This is a genomic window from Allorhizobium sp. NPDC080224 (assembly GCF_050281005.1).
Classification (GTDB): Bacteria; Pseudomonadota; Alphaproteobacteria; order Rhizobiales; family Rhizobiaceae; genus Allorhizobium.
Genome location: NZ_JBNNWJ010000001.1, coordinates 1,180,137 through 1,195,275 on the forward strand (window position 1 = coordinate 1,180,137; position 15,139 = coordinate 1,195,275).

Annotated in this window: 23 protein-coding genes; 9 read left to right on the forward strand and 14 right to left on the reverse strand. The window is 61.7% G+C overall.

Going from position 1 to position 15,139, the window contains the following annotated elements; translation table 11 throughout:
* Positions 1–16 precede the first annotated feature (16 nt).
* Together ACQKP1_RS05750 and ACQKP1_RS05755 are read right to left on the reverse strand one after the other, a co-directional pair.
* Positions 17–1,357 carry a DUF2254 domain-containing protein gene (locus ACQKP1_RS05750; protein WP_427274544.1) on the reverse strand — a complete coding sequence of 447 codons (1,341 nt, stop codon included), beginning with the start codon at positions 1,355–1,357 and terminating at the stop codon, positions 17–19.
* An 88-nt stretch (positions 1,358–1,445) separates the two neighbouring features.
* Positions 1,446–1,901, reverse strand: coding sequence for a MarR family winged helix-turn-helix transcriptional regulator (locus ACQKP1_RS05755; RefSeq protein ID WP_427274545.1), 456 nt, complete (start codon positions 1,899–1,901; stop codon positions 1,446–1,448).
* A 144-nt stretch (positions 1,902–2,045) separates the two neighbouring features.
* Between ACQKP1_RS05755 and ACQKP1_RS05760 the strand changes: the two genes are divergently transcribed.
* On the forward strand, positions 2,046–2,468 hold the full coding sequence (locus tag ACQKP1_RS05760; protein ID WP_427274546.1) for an organic hydroperoxide resistance protein: 423 nt from the start codon (positions 2,046–2,048) through the stop codon (positions 2,466–2,468).
* Positions 2,469–2,679: 211 nt separating this feature from the next.
* On the forward strand, positions 2,680–2,892 hold the full coding sequence (locus tag ACQKP1_RS05765) for a hypothetical protein (RefSeq protein ID WP_427274547.1): 213 nt from the start codon (positions 2,680–2,682) through the stop codon (positions 2,890–2,892).
* Between the two features lie 8 nt (positions 2,893–2,900).
* Here the strand turns inward: ACQKP1_RS05765 and ACQKP1_RS05770 are convergent, their stop codons facing one another.
* Positions 2,901–3,347: a MarR family winged helix-turn-helix transcriptional regulator gene (locus ACQKP1_RS05770; protein WP_427274548.1), complete on the reverse strand. Its 447-nt coding sequence runs from the start codon at positions 3,345–3,347 to the stop codon at positions 2,901–2,903.
* Between the two features lie 50 nt (positions 3,348–3,397).
* Here ACQKP1_RS05770 and ACQKP1_RS05775 point away from each other — a divergent pair, with 50 nt between their 5' ends.
* Genes ACQKP1_RS05775 through ACQKP1_RS05785 form a run of 3 tightly spaced genes read left to right on the forward strand, consistent with a single transcriptional unit; the run spans position 3,398 to position 5,442 of the window.
* Positions 3,398–4,129, forward strand: coding sequence for a DUF899 domain-containing protein (locus ACQKP1_RS05775; protein ID WP_427274549.1), 732 nt, complete (start codon positions 3,398–3,400; stop codon positions 4,127–4,129).
* 12 nt (positions 4,130–4,141) lie between these two features.
* Positions 4,142–4,633, forward strand: a complete 492-nt coding sequence (locus ACQKP1_RS05780; RefSeq protein WP_427274550.1) for a DUF1579 domain-containing protein — start codon at positions 4,142–4,144, stop codon at positions 4,631–4,633.
* 32 nt (positions 4,634–4,665) lie between these two features.
* Complete coding sequence (locus ACQKP1_RS05785; protein ID WP_427274551.1) at positions 4,666–5,442, forward strand: VOC family protein; 777 nt, start codon at positions 4,666–4,668, stop codon at positions 5,440–5,442.
* A 76-nt stretch (positions 5,443–5,518) separates the two neighbouring features.
* Here the strand turns inward: ACQKP1_RS05785 and ACQKP1_RS05790 are convergent, their stop codons facing one another.
* From ACQKP1_RS05790 to ACQKP1_RS05805, 4 genes are all read right to left on the reverse strand, one after another.
* Positions 5,519–5,746, reverse strand: coding sequence for a hypothetical protein (locus ACQKP1_RS05790; protein ID WP_006727163.1), 228 nt, complete (start codon positions 5,744–5,746; stop codon positions 5,519–5,521).
* A gap of 132 nt (positions 5,747–5,878) precedes the next feature.
* Positions 5,879–6,115, reverse strand: coding sequence for a 30S ribosomal protein S21 (gene rpsU, locus ACQKP1_RS05795; protein ID WP_054151125.1), 237 nt, complete (start codon positions 6,113–6,115; stop codon positions 5,879–5,881).
* Positions 6,116–6,354: 239 nt separating this feature from the next.
* The gene (locus ACQKP1_RS05800; RefSeq protein ID WP_006727165.1) at positions 6,355–6,564 is read right to left on the reverse strand and encodes a cold-shock protein; all 210 of its coding nucleotides are present in this window, start codon (positions 6,562–6,564) and stop codon (positions 6,355–6,357) included.
* Positions 6,565–6,576: 12 nt separating this feature from the next.
* A complete protein-coding gene (locus tag ACQKP1_RS05805; protein WP_427274552.1) occupies positions 6,577–6,858 on the reverse strand; it encodes a hypothetical protein in 282 nt (93 codons plus the stop codon).
* 168 nt (positions 6,859–7,026) lie between these two features.
* Here ACQKP1_RS05805 and ACQKP1_RS05810 point away from each other — a divergent pair, with 168 nt between their 5' ends.
* Entirely contained in the window at positions 7,027–7,518 is a 492-nt protein-coding gene (locus tag ACQKP1_RS05810; RefSeq protein WP_427274553.1) for a histidine kinase, read from the forward strand.
* A 319-nt stretch (positions 7,519–7,837) separates the two neighbouring features.
* Entirely contained in the window at positions 7,838–8,890 is a 1,053-nt protein-coding gene (locus tag ACQKP1_RS05815; protein WP_427274554.1) for a fatty acid desaturase, read from the forward strand.
* Between the two features lie 89 nt (positions 8,891–8,979).
* On the opposite strand, the gene ACQKP1_RS05820 is transcribed toward ACQKP1_RS05815, so the two are convergent.
* A complete protein-coding gene (locus tag ACQKP1_RS05820; protein WP_427274555.1) occupies positions 8,980–9,672 on the reverse strand; it encodes a helix-turn-helix transcriptional regulator in 693 nt (230 codons plus the stop codon).
* 124 nt (positions 9,673–9,796) lie between these two features.
* On the opposite strand from ACQKP1_RS05820, the gene ACQKP1_RS05825 reads away from it, so the two are divergent.
* Positions 9,797–10,432 (forward strand): LysE family translocator, encoded by a 636-nt coding sequence (locus ACQKP1_RS05825; protein WP_203013832.1) that lies wholly within the window; start codon positions 9,797–9,799, stop codon positions 10,430–10,432.
* 9 nt (positions 10,433–10,441) lie between these two features.
* Here the strand turns inward: ACQKP1_RS05825 and ACQKP1_RS05830 are convergent, their stop codons facing one another.
* The 6 genes from ACQKP1_RS05830 to ACQKP1_RS05855 all read right to left on the reverse strand — a co-directional run bounded on the left by ACQKP1_RS05830 (position 10,442) and on the right by ACQKP1_RS05855 (position 14,479).
* Entirely contained in the window at positions 10,442–10,933 is a 492-nt protein-coding gene (locus ACQKP1_RS05830; protein ID WP_203019954.1) for a GNAT family N-acetyltransferase, read from the reverse strand.
* A gap of 29 nt (positions 10,934–10,962) precedes the next feature.
* Positions 10,963–11,274: a BrnA antitoxin family protein gene (locus ACQKP1_RS05835; protein ID WP_203013833.1), complete on the reverse strand. Its 312-nt coding sequence runs from the start codon at positions 11,272–11,274 to the stop codon at positions 10,963–10,965.
* Positions 11,271–11,519: a BrnT family toxin gene (locus tag ACQKP1_RS05840; RefSeq protein WP_427274556.1), complete on the reverse strand. Its 249-nt coding sequence runs from the start codon at positions 11,517–11,519 to the stop codon at positions 11,271–11,273. Before ACQKP1_RS05840 ends, ACQKP1_RS05835 begins: the two co-directional genes overlap by 4 nt.
* Positions 11,520–11,580: 61 nt before the next feature.
* Entirely contained in the window at positions 11,581–11,901 is a 321-nt protein-coding gene (locus ACQKP1_RS05845) for a YnfA family protein (protein ID WP_427274557.1), read from the reverse strand.
* A gap of 49 nt (positions 11,902–11,950) precedes the next feature.
* Positions 11,951–12,757: an EAL domain-containing protein gene (locus ACQKP1_RS05850; protein ID WP_246753942.1), complete on the reverse strand. Its 807-nt coding sequence runs from the start codon at positions 12,755–12,757 to the stop codon at positions 11,951–11,953.
* Between the two features lie 153 nt (positions 12,758–12,910).
* On the reverse strand, positions 12,911–14,479 hold the full coding sequence (locus ACQKP1_RS05855; RefSeq protein WP_427274558.1) for a helicase HerA-like C-terminal domain-containing protein: 1,569 nt from the start codon (positions 14,477–14,479) through the stop codon (positions 12,911–12,913).
* Between the two features lie 226 nt (positions 14,480–14,705).
* On the opposite strand from ACQKP1_RS05855, the gene ACQKP1_RS05860 reads away from it, so the two are divergent.
* Entirely contained in the window at positions 14,706–15,098 is a 393-nt protein-coding gene (locus ACQKP1_RS05860; protein WP_076395111.1) for a DUF937 domain-containing protein, read from the forward strand.
* Positions 15,099–15,139: the final 41 nt, after the last annotated feature.

Below are 15,139 nucleotides of genomic sequence, written 5' to 3' on the forward strand. Positions count from 1 at the left end.
GGTGGAAAAGCCGGCTTCATGCCGGCTGGGAGGCCGGCTCAGTCCCGACTGCCGCCAGAACAGTCTTCGTCTCGCTGAGATAGGCCTGCATCGACGCCTGGTCCTGTTCGATGGAATGGCACTTCTCCACCGTCTCCTCGAGTGCTGCCAGCTGCTCTCGCAGCGCGTCGGCCTGGTCAGGCGAACGCACGGAATGGGCAAGATCGGCAAGCCGGGCGGCAATCCGCATCAGCACCAGCGGCTGGTCGGCGCCCGCCTGGCGGATCGACCGGAAGCCGGTGTTCAGCATGTGGCGATAGTCGGAACGGTTGACGATCAGACGCAGGACACCGTCGTCGTCGTGATACTGCCGATAGGGCAGGGGACGCTGCTGCACCGCCTCGAAGGAGGCCGCCAGCCGGTCGACGACGGCGACCGCCGTGAAGGGGTCGTTGATCCCCGGCGACAGCGCCCGCACCGCGATTTCGGTGAGCTGTCGGATGCTGTATTCGAGGTCCTGCGCCGTCGTGTTCTGCAGCCCGATGGTGAAACACCCGCGCAAGGCTGCGATCGTCTCGTCGTCGATATCGGTCCCATCGCCGCCAGCTCCGGAAAAGATGGTGAAATGGTCGCCTTGCGACAGCAGATATTGGCCGGCCCTGACCGCCACGTCGATCCGCAGATCCTTTTCCGCCGCAATTCGGGTCAGCGCGCCATAGTCGATCACCTGCACATGCCCGACCTTGCCGAGCGCGACCGGCTCGCCGATGCCGGCAAAGCGGGCGACGTCTTCGCCATGGCTCGGCGGTGTGGCGGGCAAAACCTCGCCGACTGTCGAGATCAGATCGCGGTGCAATGCATGAATCATATTGTCGGCGATGATCAGCCGCGCCACCTTGTGGATGTAGAACAACAGCGCCATCAGGCAGATGACCGTCAGCAGGCTGCCGGCCGAGATCGCCAGATGCGGAACGCCGTCCGCGCCCAGCGTGTCGGAGATGGTCCGCAAGACGAGGATGAGATAGAGGATCGTGCCGATGAACAGGCCGAGCACGGCCTGGATCTGCCGGTCGGCCATGAAGTGGGAAATGAGTCGCGGACCGAGCTGGTTGGCAGCCAGCGTCAGGATGACGAAGGTCACGGAGACCACGAGCGAGGTCATGGTCATCAACCCGGACAACAGGCTGCTCAGCAGCTGCCGCGCCGTCTCGGCCTCGCCGCTGTAAAGCCACCATGCCCCGCGCACCACATCAGGCCCCAGGAGATGCCCGTAGCTGATCAGCAAGATGGCGAGAAGGGCCGCAAGGCCGGAGAAGATGAGAGGCAGAAGCCAGAGCTGGCTTCTTACGATGTCGAAAAGATTGCGCGCCTTGTCCATTGTTCCACAACGCGCAAGGCTGCGGATTGCTCCCGGGCGATGTGGCCGGGCTCAGGCATCCGGAAAAGGCCTCGCGGACGGTGTCGCGTCAGTCCCCGTCGATCGCTTCGAGATGCCCCTTCAGGCGCTTGAGGCTGTCACGCAGGCTCTCGATCTCGGAGATGTCGCAGCCGATCTGGCTTCCGAGCGTGGAAAAGACTTCCAGCGCCCGGGCCTTCAGGGCGCGCCCTTCCTCCGTCAGCGTGATGAACACCACGCGTTCATCGGCCGCATCCCGGCGGCGCGAGACGTAATGGATCTGTTCAAGCCGCTTCAGAAGCGGCGACAGCGTGCCGGAATCAAGCCCGACCTTTTCACCCAGCGCCTTCACCGAGATGTCGTCTTCTTCCCACAGCGCCATCATCACCACATATTGCGGATAGGTGAGCCCCAGCGGGGAAAGCAGCGGCTTGTAGGCACGCGTGAAGGCGTGTGCTGCGCCGTAGAGCGCAAAGCACAGCTGCTTGTCCAGCCTCAGTTCCTTCTCAAGCGTTTCGTCGTCCATAGCCCTTGATGAACCCCTTTCGGCATCTATTGTTTCCACAGTGGCCAAAACTGGCGCACTTTTCAATGCGCAAAAAACAATTGCGCGCAATTCAATTGTGTACTATATAGAAACTCACCAACCGCAAAACAAGGAGAACACCCAATGGCTATTCTTTACACCGCACATGGACATGCCACCGGCGGCCGCTCCGGTCATGGCGCCTCCGACAACGGCGTACTCGATGTCACGCTCACCACCCCGAAGGAACTCGGCGGCGACGGCGCAACTGGCACCAATCCCGAGCAGCTCTTTGCAGTCGGCTATTCCGCCTGCTTCCTCGGCGCCCTGAAGGCCGTTGCCGGCAAGGAAAAGGTGAAGATCCCGGAAAACGCCAAGGTTCATGCCGACGTCGGCATCGGCCCGCGCGAGGATGGCACCGGCTTCGGCATCGAAGTGAAGCTGTCGGTCGAGATCCCCGGCATGGAGCGTGAACTGGCCGAACGTCTGGTCGCCGCCGCCCACATCGTCTGCCCCTACAGCCACGCCATGCGCACCTCGACGGAAGTTCCGGTCTCGGTCATCTGATCGGCACACCGCCGACCCCATGCATCCACCGCCCGAAGGCCGGCCTCGCGCCGGCCTTTTTCATGCGCGCGCGTCCGTCATTGGTGTTGGCATGGATTGCCGTTTCCGCAGGCGGTCAGCGTAGCGCGGTCACAAGCATCAGGCGGAGGAGGGGGAACCCTTTGCCTTTGTTCCCGGTTCGACTTTCATACCAACAACCGAGGACGAAACCATGCAAACCACCACAGCCAATGCAATCTATGAGGATCACCGCCTGTCGCCGGATCTTCCGGTCGAGGAAGCCACGCGCCACGAGATCCGTCACCGATACCCTGCATCCGCCTTCCGCGGCCCGCTCTTCGAGGGGCGTGACCGGATCGCGCTCGCCATGGCGACGGTCATGCTGATCGGCCCGCTGGTCGCCCTTCCGCTCGGTCTCGGCTGAGGCAGCCGTCAGGCGCTGATCTCGATCATGCCCCGACGAAGAATCGAGGGGTCGGCCTGCATGCCGGCCTCGATCTCGCCATGCAGGTCTATCCAGATCGGCACAGCGCTTGAGAGCGTGAGTGCGCCCTCGGCAGTCAGCCGCAGGCGCTTGCCCCGCTTGTCCTTCGGGTCAGGCTCAATCGATACCCAACCCCGCGCCGAAAGGTGCTTCAACGCTGCCGTCAGCGTGGTCCGATCCATCGCCAGAAGTTTGGCAACAGGTCCCATGGGCGGCGGTTCTGGCCGGTTGAGCGCCATCATCAGGGAAAATTGCTGATTGGTGAGCCCGACGGGCTTCAGCGCCAGATCGAAGCGGCGAGCGAGCGCGCGCGCCGCACGCTGGGCATGCAGGCAAAGACAGTTATCTCGGACATGGATGGTTGTTGCATAGGGAATCAGGGGCATGTTTGACATGGACCAAATATGTTGATATCAACGTAAATGTCAAGAGGAGGAACAGCAAAATGGAATATTCGGTTGTTTCGCGGGAGGAGTGGCTGAAGGCCCGCAAATCCCTGCTTCAGCAGGAGAAGGAACTGACCCGTCAGCGCGACCGGGTAAACGCCGCCCGTCTCGCCTTGCCTTGGGTGCGCATGGAGAAGGATTATCACTTTCAGTCATCCACGGGCGAAAAGACGCTGTCTGACCTGTTCGATGGTCGCAGCCAGCTGATGATCAACCATTTCATGTTTCATCCCGATTGGGAGGCAGGCTGCGAGGGCTGCTCCTTCTTCGCCGATCATATCGATGGCATGCTACCGCATCTCAACAATCACGACGTCACCTTCGTCACCGTCTCCCGTGCGCCGCTTGAGAAGATCGAAGCCTACAAGCGGCGCATGAACTGGCATTTCCCCTGGGTCTCGTCCGGCGGCAGTGATTTCAACTACGACTTCCACGTCTCCTTCACCAAGGAGGAGCTCGCGTCCGGTTCGGTGAACTACAATTTCCGCGAGACGCCCAGCGACCGGGCCTTCGACGAACTGCCCGGCCTGTCTGCCTTCTATCGCAACGACAAGGGCGAGATCTTCCATACCTATTCGCAATATGCCCGCGGCGGGGAGGAGGCTCTCGGCACGCTGATGATCCTCGATCATGCGCCGCTCGGCCGCAACGAGACGGGCACGCTGAGCTTCGTCAAGCGCAAGGATGAATACGCTGAGAAGCCGGTCGAGATGGCCGGTTGCTGCCACTGAAGGAGATGGGACATGGAATTTCCAAAACCCACCGAACATCACCGCTTCCTCGACCGGCTGGTCGGCGACTGGCTCTTCCTGACCTCGACCGGCATGGACGGCTACGATCCCGACGATCCCGAGAAGCGCTGGACCGAAAAGGTCCGTTCCATCGGCGGCCTCTGGGTGGTCGCGGAAGGTGAGGGCGGCATGGGCGATGGTGGCGAGCGTGCCACCATGATCATGACCCTCGGTTACGATCCGCGCGAGGGACATTATGTCGGCAGCTGGATCGGCTCGATGATGGACAAGTTCTGGGTCTACAGGGGATGGCTGGAAGATGACGGCCAGACGCTTGTGCTCGAGGCCGAGGGGCCGAGCATGCAGGACCCCGAACGGACCGAGACCTATCGTGATGTCATCCATTTCATCGATGATGACACCAGAACCTTCTCGGGCAGCGTTCGCCAACCCGACGGCAGCTTTCATACTTTCATGACCAGCGAAGCAAAACGCATCGGCTGACGCCGGGCACGATAAAGAGAGAGGGACTGCGCATGCACGGCACATTCATCTGGCACGAGCTGATGACCCCCGATCCGGCCGCAGCCAAGGCCTTTTATGGCCCGCTGCTCGGTTGGGAGCCGACCGATATGGAGATGGAAGGCTTCACATACACCTCGTTCGCGGTCCCCGGCTTCCCGTCCGGCGTCGCCGGCATGATGGCTCTGACGGAAGATATGAAAAGTCAGGGCATCCCGCCAAACTGGACCGGTTACATCAGTGTCGATGATGTCGATCAGACGGCTGCCGATTATGCGGCAAATGGCGGCACGATCTGCCGCCCAGCTGAAGATATCCCAGGCGTTGGACGATTCGCAGTGGTCGCGGACCCGCAGGGCGCCGTCCTTTGCATCATGACCCCGAAGATGGACGACGGCTCGGAAGGCAGCTGGCCGACGCCCGGCAGTGTGGGCACCGTCGGCTGGAACGAGCTGATGGCCGGTGACTGGGAAAAGGTCTGGGATTTCTACGCCGCCCGATTCGGCTGGGAAAAGGACGTGGCGGTCGACATGGGGCCACTCGGCACCTATCAGACCTTCAAGCTCGGTGGTCGCGGCATCGGTGGCATGATGACCAAGACGCCGGAAATCCCGGCACCTTACTGGGGCTTCTTCTTCATTGTCCCGGCCATTGATGCAGCCATCGAAAAGATGAAGTCCCTCGGCGGGAGCCTCATGTTCGGCCCCCACGAAGTGCCTGGCGGCTCCTGGATTGCGGCCTGTCAGGACCCGCAAGGCGCCTATTTCAACCTGACGGCAGCGCAGAAATGACAAGAAAGAAGCCGGAGCCGCGTCAAGCGGGCTCCGGCTTCCTTCGAATTCGATAGTTGCAGTCGTGGGCGCGGCCTCAGCCGCGCTTCACGGCCTTTTTCACGGCACGCTTCTTCGGTGCGGGTGCCTGCTCGGCTTCGAGCGCTTCCCGTTGCATGCGCAGCGCTTTCAGCGTTTCCGTCTTGCGTTCGCGCGCGGTCGCTTCCTGAGCGATCAGCGAGCGGGCAACGCTGTCGGTCGTGGCGGCCTTGTCCTGCGGGGAAACCTTTTCGGGCTTGAAGAAGGTCTCTTTGGTGGCGGTCATGTCCGGATCCTTCCTGCAGCCTGGCTGCCTGTCTCGGCATGTCTGGACCCTGCCCGCGTCGCAATCTGCGTTGCGCCTTCGTGGCGGGGAGGGCGGGTCCGCGCGCCCGAGGGCGCACGGATCATAGCGTCATTAGCGCGTACGCACTGCCTTCTTCGGAGCCGGCAGAAGGCCTTCGCGCTGCATCTTCTTGCGCGCAAGCTTGCGCTGGCGACGAATGGCTTCCGCCTTCTCGCGCACACGCTTTTCCGACGGCTTTTCAAAGGCGCTGCGGGCCTTCATCTCGCGGAAGAGACCTTCGCGCTGCATCTTCTTCTTCAGCACGCGGAGTGCTTGGTCGACATTGTTGTCACGAACGAGAACTTGCACGGTCGTTTCCTTTCCGGGCTTTGATGCCCGCTTGTTTTCGAGTTTCGAAGGAGGGGATACGACAGGCTAACGCGCCATGCCCCGGCGAAGATCCCGACAAAATCGGGCAAAGATATGGATCGCGGCTGAAGGCTTCGATCGCGGGATAAACAAAAAAGGCCGGGCGGACCCGACCTTCCCTCGCCACTCAGCCCCAACTGCCGGTAGATCCGTTATCAGCGGGGGCGAGCGACAAATTATTAAGCGGCGCGCAGGTTGTCGGCCGAGCTCTTGCCCGAACGCTTGTCCTGGACGATGTCGTAGCCGATCTTCTGGCCTTCGACGAGGTCGCGCATGCCGGCGCGCTGAACTGCAGAGATGTGGACGAACACGTCGGCAGAGCCTTCATCCGGCTGGATGAAACCAAAACCCTTGGTGCTGTTGAACCACTTTACGGTACCTGTGTTCATAACGATTTCCTTTCAATCGTTGGGCTTGCCGCCGAGACATTCGACGGCTGGTATATCGACGTTGAAGGAAATCTGGCGTGCGCTAAAAGCGCGTAGACAAAGTCGCTCGCAATCTTCGATGGCGGCAATATAGGGAAAGGATGGCGCCGACACAAGCAAAAACCGGAAAACCGCTGTTTCAAGGCTGTTCACGAAGCGAAAGGCACGAGGGAAGCAGTGGAAAACATTGCGGAAATCGGCTTTTGCACCGCGGCGAAAAAGTGATGTGGCAAGCCGTAAAATACGCTCCTTCAATATTTCTTCATCATATCGTGAAGCATTGATATTTTTTGATCGCTGTAGGCCGTTTCACGCAAAAACAGTACGACGATCTTGACCTCTGCTTGCTACGACAACGCGCCACCTGCCGCTTGAAAAAAGCCATCATCTGGCACGTCTCATCCCTCATCAACGGACCCTCCGATGAACAAGTTTCTCGCCGCAACCGCAATCCTCCTGATCACCGCGTCCACCGCCCTTGCAGGCAGTTTTACCTTCCCCTCCGACGAGCCGGCCGCGTCAGTCGAAATCCCGGATGACTGGCAGCCGACCGAGACCGATTACGGCGTCGAGGCGAACTCTCCTGACGCCGGCACCTATATCTCCTTCGACATTGCAGGCGCCGAAGACATGGACCAGGTCATGACCGACGTCTTCGGCTTCCTGGAAGAAAACGGCGTCGTGCCAGATCCGGCGTCTCAGAAAGAATCAAAGGACCAGCTGAACGGTATGTCTTTCGAGACCATCGACTGGAAGGGCACGGACAAGGACGGTCCCGTCTCGATCGGCGTGGGCATTATTGGCCTTTCCGACGAAAAGATCGCCATCGTCACCTATTGGGCATCCACGGAAACCGAAGCCCAGAACATGCCCGAAGTCGGCAAGATCCTCGCAACACTGAAGCCGGCCGACTGATGAGCGCCGCTCGTCGCTGACCAGAAGACCTGCGTCCCGGTTCACAGGCGTTCCGGGACGCCATGCACAATGAATGGCCGGCGAAATGCCGCAGCCGGACAAGCGACAGTGTTCCATGGCGACAAGGCCTCCATGATCTGATAGGAGAGGCCACCCGTTCCAGGAGTGACGGGCGATCTCTAAGTCACGAAAGCCAGCCGACCATGACAATTGCTGCGGGCCTCTCCTTCGGATGCCCCGTGTCGTGCGCCCCGATATCGGGCGTCTTTAGCCTCTCTGCCGCCTTTCCCGATCAAACCAACCTTTCGGAGGCCGGCCATTGAGCGCTGCATTCGATTACCGCGACGATCAGATCGTCGAAGACGAGTCCCCTGACGCCAAGGCCTGGCTGAAAATCGTCAATACCTATCGCAAACCGGACCTGACGCGCTCGAGCTTCGAGCTCGGTGTCACGCTCGTGCCCTTCGTCCTGCTCTGGCTCGGTGCGTGGGCAAGCTTCGAATACGCCTTCTGGCCGGGCCTCGTGCTCGTCGTGCCGGCAGCAGCCTTCCTGCTGCGCCTGTTCATCATCCAGCATGACTGCGGCCACGGCGCCTTCTTCGCCCGTCGCTCGGTGGACGACTGGACCGGCCGCCTGCTCGGTGTCCTGACATTCACGCCCTACGACTACTGGCGTCGCGCTCACGCCGAACACCATGCGACCGCCGGCAATCTCGAAGAACGCGGCGTCGGCGACATCACCACGCTGACGGTTGCCGAATACAAGGCCCTGTCCCCGATGGGCCGCCTCGGCTACCGCCTCTATCGCAATCCGGTCGTGCTCTTCGGCATCGGCCCGATCTGGGTCTTCCTCCTGAAGCAGCGTCTGCCCTTCGGCATGATGAAGGATGGCGCTCTGCCCTGGGTCTCCACCATGGCAACCAATGCCGGCATGGTGATCATGGCAGCGCTGATGATCTGGCTCGCCGGCCTCGATGCCTTCCTGATCGTGCATCTGCCGATCGTGCTGCTTGCCGGCGCACTGGGCATCTGGCTCTTCTACGTCCAGCACCAGTTCGAAGACACCCATTGGTCCAACCCTCCGGAATGGCAGTTCCAGCACGCCGCGCTGCACGGCGCCTCGCATTACGATCTGCCCTGGGGCCTGCGCTGGCTGACCGGCCATATCGGCGTGCATCACGTGCATCACCTGTCGAGCAAGATCCCCTTCTACCGCCTCCCGGAAGTTCTGCGCGACCATCCGGAGTTGAAGTCGATCAGCCGCATCACCTTGAAGGAAAGCTTCGCCTGCGTGAAGCTCGTGTTGTGGGACGAAGCCCGCGGCCGCCTTGTGTCCTTCCGCGAAGCCCGCCGGATGGCTGTGGCCGCCTGATCTCTGCAGTAAAATCTGAAAATCGGGACGCCCGTTGCTCAGCCGAGCAGCGGGCGTTTCCCTAGGGCGATGGGAAACGAGACTGCGGCTTAGCTTTTCGTACCCGTCTCCCAGCCCGCCACCCAAAGCTTGCGCAGCCTGTCGCCCTCACGCCGGAAATGCACCCCCGTCGCGCGGCAGTCCCTGATCCGATCGACCCGGAAATTGCGGATGCCTTGGCGCAATTCGCACCAGCCGACGACGACTTCGGCCTCGGCATAATGGATGACGGCGATCGGCCGGATCCGCCGCGTCGTCGCCTGCTGCTGCTCGTTGACATAGTCGATATCGAGCTTTTCCTCGTCGCGGATCGCCCGACGGATCATCGAGAAGTCGATCGCTTCAGGAGCTTCCGCCACCCGCCCCCAGGCATAGAGCCAGCGTGAGACGATCGCCTCGCGCAACGGTCCCGGCACAGCCGCCGCGATCTTGTCCATCACCCGCGCCGAGGCCTCGCGCAGCTCGGGGTCCGCCGTGCGCTTCGTGAGCGCCATGCCAAGCACGATGGCTTCCGTCTCCTCGGCCGTGAACATCAACGGCGGCAGGTGAAAGCCGGGCCTGAGGATATAGCCGATCCCGCGCTCTCCTTCGATCGGCACGCGCATCGCCTGAAGGGCGGCGATATCGCGGTAGATCGACCGCTGCGTGACCTCCAGTTTTTCGGCAATCTGCTGCGCCGTTATCGGGTGGTCGGCGAGCCTCAAGATCTGGATGATCTCGAACAGCCGGGAAGCCTTGCGCATGGATGAGATCCTCATCGCAACTGACACAGCTCTGTCAGTTGGCTCTCTCTATAGCATGTCCGAACAGGCTGGAAACAGGCGGAAACCCGTATCGGCCATCCATTTTGCAGCATGGACAACTGACATGACCTACGCCGAAAACCTCTGGCTCTTCACGCTTCTTCTAGCCGGCATCATCACCGTGCCCGGCATGGACATGATCTTCGTCATGGCCAATACCCTGACCGGCGGGCGCCGGGCCGGCGTGGCGGCAACTTCGGGCATCATGTTGGGTGGCGTCTTCCACACCCTCTTCGGCACAGTTGCCGTTACGGCCCTCTCGACGCTAGTGCCGCAGCTTGCCGGCCCCATGCTGGTAATCGGCTCCGCCTACATGATCTGGATCGGCTACACGCTCGCCAAAAGCGCCATCGTCATCGACGGTATCGAGGCGTCAAAACTGCACCGCTCGGCCCGCATCTTCACCCAGGGCCTGATTACCTGCCTGCTGAACCCGAAAGCCTGGCTCTTCATCCTCGCCGTCTACCCGCAATTCATGCGCCCCGAGTACGGCCCATTCTGGCGCCAAGCGCTGGTCATGGGCGCGCTCACACTGCTGCTCCAGGCAACCGTCTACGGCGGTCTCGCGCTCGCCGCCGCCAAAGGAAGAGATGCGCTGACCTCGATACCGCAGGTGACCATATGGATCGGCCGCGCCGCCGGCTGGCTGCTGGTCGCGGTGGCGGTGCTGATGCTGGTGGAGGGGTGGAGGAGTTGGTGAGCGATTAGCTCAACCGTTCAGTCGCTTCTCCATGAACAGGCTCAACGGATCGGGCTGGTAGGCGCCAAAGGGCGGGATCTCCCGATAACCCGCCTTTCGGTAAAGCCCGATCGCCTCGGGCTGATAGATCCCCGTTTCAAGCCGAATGACCGACATGTTGCGCTGCAACGCCCTTTCCTCCAGCGCCTGCAGCAATTGTTTGCCGAGCTTCAGCCCACGAGCGGCTTCATCGACGAACATCCGCTTGATCTCGGCGCTGCCATCGTCATGACCGACAAGGGCGGCGCAACCAAGTATCGCCTCGCCGGAGCGTGCGACGAAGAAGGAGACTTTGGCCTCCTCAAGTTCGTTAAGCGGAACCATGTGGTTGCTTTCGCCTGGATAGAGCGAAGCCGCATAGGCGTTTGACAGCTCAAGCAGTCGGATCACACCTGCTTGGCGCGGCGTCTCCTGGGCAATCGAAATGGCATCCTGATTGGGGCGGCCCTCATCGACAAGCATTGCGAAGCGCGGGTCGCCGGGCAGGGGGCTCACAGCCCCACCGCCTTGCGCAAGGCCTCGTTCATCCGCGACTGCCAGCCGTCGCCTGTTGCCTTGAAGCGGTCGATCACCTCCTGATCGAGCCGGATGCTGATCGCCTTTTTTGGGCTCTCTGCCTTCGGCCGGCCGAGCTTGCGGTCGATTGCCTCGGCGAGATCCGGAAAGACCTCACGGAAGGGGCGGAACTCTTTCAACTCTTCTTCTGTGATTTCCGGATTGTCGGGATCAGACGCAATCATCGCCTGGATCTCCGCCTCTTCTTCGTCTGTCAGCGGTCTCTTGGACGAAAACTTCCCGCTCATATGAGGCTCCTCTCCCGCCGGCTGGCCGGGCGCATGGAAATGATCGACAGCGCTTCGCGGCCCAAAGGCGTATAGATCACTGCAACAACGATCCGACCGTTCAGCTCACCGATTGCGATAGTCCGGCCCGATTTTGCCGGACGGACGCTGGCACCAACGAAGAAGCGCTCATCGAGCTCGGCAAAGTCGAGGCCGTGCTTCGCCAGATTTTGCTGCCGCTTCGGTTCGTCCCAGACGATCATCATAGTTTATGTATATACGGAAATTCCGCAAGCCGGCATCCTGCCAATCTATGGGATTTTTCGCTCAGCCCCGCTGCGGCAGCAGGATCACCGCAGCCCCGATCAGGCAGATTGCAGCGCCCGTGAGGTCAAACCGATCCGGCCGTTGCCCCTCGATCAGCCAGAGCCAGGCGAGCGAAGCCGCGATATAGACCCCACCATAGGCGGCATAGGCGCGGCCTGCCGCGTCAGAGGGCACGAGCGTCAACAGCCAGGCGAAGAGGGCAAGCGCGACGAGGCCGGGCGCCAGCCAGAGCGGCGAGCGGTCAAGCTTAAGCCAGGCCCAGAAGGCAAAACATCCGGCGATTTCGGCAAGCGCAGCGAGGGGATAGATCAGCAGGGTCATGACGCCTCCTGCCATCTCGTGAAGGAGGGCGGAAGGGCAGGGGCGAGGCTCAGCCGGTGCGGCCTTGCAGGTTCAATACGTGACAGACGCGAGGCAGAAGCTCGGCTTCCTTCGGGAAGCAGACGAAGAAGCCCTGCACGCTATCAAAGCCAAGCTGCACGGCGATTTCCATCTGGTCTTCGTTCTCAACGCCCGCTGCCGTGACGATCATGCCGAGATCATGGCCAAGTGCGATCACATGGCGCACGATCGCCTTGTCGACGGCATTGGTAAGTGCGCTGCGCATCAGCGAATGGTCGATCTTCAGGCGCCGGAAGCTGTGGTTGCGCAGCGCGGCAAGCCCGGCATGGGTCGCGCCGAAATTGTCCATGGCGAGCGAAAAGCCGCAGTAGTGCAAGGCTTCGAGCGCAAGGCTTACAGACTTTGCCAGCGGTCCATAGAAGGCCGGCTCCGCCACCTCGATCTCCAGCATGTCGGGAGTGAGGCCGAAGCCCTGCACCATGTCGGTGAGCCGCAGGGCGAAATCCCCGGCACAAAGGTCGAAGGCCGTGGCATTGACGCTGATGCGCCCCATGTCGTGGCCCTCGGCCCGCCAGCGCGCCGCCTGGCGCAGCGTCGTCGTCAGCACGAAGTCGCGGATTGACAGCGACAGCATGGGATCCCGGAACACCGAGCGGAAATCCTGCGCGGCCGCCAGCCGGCCCGGCGCAACGCGCCAGCGCAGCAGTGTTTCGACACTGTCCACTTCCCGTTGATCGACGGAGTAAATCGGCTGATAGGTGAGCTCGAAGCGTCCGCGTTCCAGCGCGCGCTTTGCATTGTTGACCAGAACGACGTGATCCAGACTGCTGTCCAAGCTCGACCCCATGGATTCCCGGAGACAGGTCCGCGAATTGTACCAGTGTTCAGTATATATCAGGGATGGTTGCGCGGAAGTGAACAAAAACCCGCCGATAACGGCGAGCTTTCGTCACTCAGTTCTTGTGGCGCGCGAGAAAAATGCAAGTTTTCACCGGCGAAGACTTCCCAGGATCCCGCGAACCAGAGCGCGGCCAACCGAGGTCGCAACCGAGCGTGCAGCACTTTTCATGGCGGCCTCGATCACCGTCTCGCGCTGATAGCCGCCGGATCGTTTCGTCGTTGTCGTCTTGCGGCTGTTTTGCGTCTCTTCGGGCTCGTCGCCGAAGCCGGGCAGCGTCCATCGACCGGCCGCGCTGTCGCCGCCCTTGGCCTTCTCCTCCTCCGCGCGCCGGGCAGCCTCTGCGTCTGCGGCCTTCTTCGCCCGTGCCAAGAGGATCTCGTAGGCCGATTCCGAATCGAGATCGATGTCGTATTGCCCGGCGACGGGCGAAAGGTTCATCACCTTCTGCCGCGTTGCATCGTCGATCGGTCCCACCTTGGCAGATGGCGGCCGGATCAGCGTGCGCTCGACCATGGAGGGAATGCCCTTGGCCTCCAGCGTCGACACCAGCGCCTCGCCAATGCCGAGCTGGGTGATGGCCTCTGCGCAATCGAAGGCCGGGTTGGGACGGAAGGTATCCGCTGCCGTCTTTACCGCCTTCTGTTCCCGCGGCGTATAAGCGCGAAGCGCATGCTGTACGCGGTTGCCGAGCTGGGCGAGCACGGTTTCCGGCACGTCGAGCGGGTTCTGCGTGACGAAATAGACGCCGACCCCCTTGGAGCGAATGAGCCGCACCACCTGCTCGACCCGCTCGATCAAGACCTTCGGCGCGTCGTTGAACAAGAGATGCGCCTCGTCGAAGAAGAAGACCAGCTTCGGCTTGTCGAGATCGCCCACTTCCGGCAGCTCCTCGAACAGCTCCGAAAGCAGCCAGAGCAGGAAGGTCGCATAGAGCCGCGGGTTCATCATCAGCTTGTCTGCAGCGAGAATCGAAATCGCCCCGCGCCCGTCATGGGTGGTACGCATGATGTCGGTCACCTTGAGCGCCGGCTCGCCGAAGAAATTTTCCGCCCCCTGCTGCTCGAGGATCAGAAGCCCGCGCTGCAGCGTCGCGATCGAGGCCTTGGAGATCAGGCCAAATTGGCTCGAGAGCTCGGTCGCATGCTCGGCCATGTAGTTGAGCAGCGCCTGCAGGTCCTTGAAATCCATCAGCGGCAGTCCGCCCTGATCGGCGATCTTGAAGGCGATGTTGAGCGCGCCTTCCTGCGCTTCCGATGCATTCATTAGCCGCGACAAGAGCAGCGGTCCCATCTCGGCCACCGTAGTGCGAACGCGATGACCCTTTTCGCCGTAGAGATCCCAGAAGATGACGGGGAATTCGGCAGGTGCATAATCGGTAAAGCCGATCTGCTCTGCCCGCTGGGTGATCCAGTCCTTCGGCTCGCCCATGGCGGCAAGGCCGGAAAGGTCGCCCTTGATGTCGGAGGCAAAGACGGGAACGCCGGCCTCGGAGAAGCTCTCGGCCAGCACCTGCAGTGTCACGGTCTTGCCGGTCCCCGTTGCGCCGGTGATGATGCCGTGGCGGTTGCCGTACTTCAGCGCCAGATATTCCGCCTTGTTCAGGCTGTCGTCCGGGTTGCGGCTGGTGCCGAGATAAAGCGAACCTTCTTGCAGCATGCGGACGTTTCTCCCTGCGTCGCCAACACTTCAGCTTGCTCTTATAGGTGGACTGTGGAACATCGACAACGGTCGACCGTCCCGTTTCGGTACGCTTGGCGATGCGGTCGCATTCCTGTGCCGTCCCCGGCAAATTTCGCTGCGCCATGGCCGGACCGCTTGAGTTCGGGATGAACATCCATTACGTTGACGTTAACGTCAAAATCGCCTCAGGAGGACTCCGAAGATGAGCGAAATCGTCACCCGCATCGCCGACAATGTCGGCATTTCCCAGGAAAAGGCCGAAACCGCGCTTGGCATGATGCTCGGCTTCCTGCAGCGCGAAGCAGCCGACGGCCCGGTCGCCCGCATGATCGAAGCGATCCCGGGTGCCGCTGAACTGGTCGCCAAGCACAATGGCGAAGGTGCAGGCGGCGGCGGTCTGCTCGGCGGCCTGATGAGCGCCATCGGCGGCGGCGGCATCATGGGCCTCGGCCAGCAGCTGATGTCGCAAGGCCTCGGCATGGGCGAGATCTCGACGCTCGCCAAGGAAACCATGGCGGTCGCCCGCGAATATGCCGGCGCCGACGTGGTCGACGAGGTCGTGGCCTCGGTCCCGGGCCTCAGCCAGTTCGTCTGATCGCTCTTTCCGTCAGAAAATGCGTCATCAACCGCCGGGTG

Excerpts from the sequence above, each read along its gene's own strand:
- ACQKP1_RS05750 (WP_427274544.1), bottom strand. The coding sequence starts at position 1,357 with ATGGACAAGGCGCGCAATCTTTTCGACATCGTAAGAAGCCAGCTCTGG.
- ACQKP1_RS05755 (WP_427274545.1), bottom strand. The coding sequence starts at position 1,901 with ATGGACGACGAAACGCTTGAGAAGGAACTGAGGCTGGACAAGCAGCTG.
- ACQKP1_RS05760 (WP_427274546.1), top strand. The coding sequence starts at position 2,046 with ATGGCTATTCTTTACACCGCACATGGACATGCCACCGGCGGCCGCTCC.
- ACQKP1_RS05765 (WP_427274547.1), top strand. The coding sequence starts at position 2,680 with ATGCAAACCACCACAGCCAATGCAATCTATGAGGATCACCGCCTGTCG.
- ACQKP1_RS05770 (WP_427274548.1), bottom strand. The coding sequence starts at position 3,347 with ATGTCAAACATGCCCCTGATTCCCTATGCAACAACCATCCATGTCCGA.
- ACQKP1_RS05775 (WP_427274549.1), top strand. The coding sequence starts at position 3,398 with ATGGAATATTCGGTTGTTTCGCGGGAGGAGTGGCTGAAGGCCCGCAAA.
- ACQKP1_RS05780 (WP_427274550.1), top strand. The coding sequence starts at position 4,142 with ATGGAATTTCCAAAACCCACCGAACATCACCGCTTCCTCGACCGGCTG.
- ACQKP1_RS05785 (WP_427274551.1), top strand. The coding sequence starts at position 4,666 with ATGCACGGCACATTCATCTGGCACGAGCTGATGACCCCCGATCCGGCC.
- ACQKP1_RS05790 (WP_006727163.1), bottom strand. The coding sequence starts at position 5,746 with ATGACCGCCACCAAAGAGACCTTCTTCAAGCCCGAAAAGGTTTCCCCG.
- ACQKP1_RS05800 (WP_006727165.1), bottom strand. The coding sequence starts at position 6,564 with ATGAACACAGGTACCGTAAAGTGGTTCAACAGCACCAAGGGTTTTGGT.
- ACQKP1_RS05810 (WP_427274553.1), top strand. The coding sequence starts at position 7,027 with ATGAACAAGTTTCTCGCCGCAACCGCAATCCTCCTGATCACCGCGTCC.
- ACQKP1_RS05820 (WP_427274555.1), bottom strand. The coding sequence starts at position 9,672 with ATGCGCAAGGCTTCCCGGCTGTTCGAGATCATCCAGATCTTGAGGCTC.
- ACQKP1_RS05825 (WP_203013832.1), top strand. The coding sequence starts at position 9,797 with ATGACCTACGCCGAAAACCTCTGGCTCTTCACGCTTCTTCTAGCCGGC.
- ACQKP1_RS05830 (WP_203019954.1), bottom strand. The coding sequence starts at position 10,933 with ATGCTTGTCGATGAGGGCCGCCCCAATCAGGATGCCATTTCGATTGCC.
- ACQKP1_RS05835 (WP_203013833.1), bottom strand. The coding sequence starts at position 11,274 with ATGAGCGGGAAGTTTTCGTCCAAGAGACCGCTGACAGACGAAGAAGAG.
- ACQKP1_RS05840 (WP_427274556.1), bottom strand. The coding sequence starts at position 11,519 with ATGATGATCGTCTGGGACGAACCGAAGCGGCAGCAAAATCTGGCGAAG.
- ACQKP1_RS05845 (WP_427274557.1), bottom strand. The coding sequence starts at position 11,901 with ATGACCCTGCTGATCTATCCCCTCGCTGCGCTTGCCGAAATCGCCGGA.
- ACQKP1_RS05855 (WP_427274558.1), bottom strand. The coding sequence starts at position 14,479 with ATGCTGCAAGAAGGTTCGCTTTATCTCGGCACCAGCCGCAACCCGGAC.
- ACQKP1_RS05860 (WP_076395111.1), top strand. The coding sequence starts at position 14,706 with ATGAGCGAAATCGTCACCCGCATCGCCGACAATGTCGGCATTTCCCAG.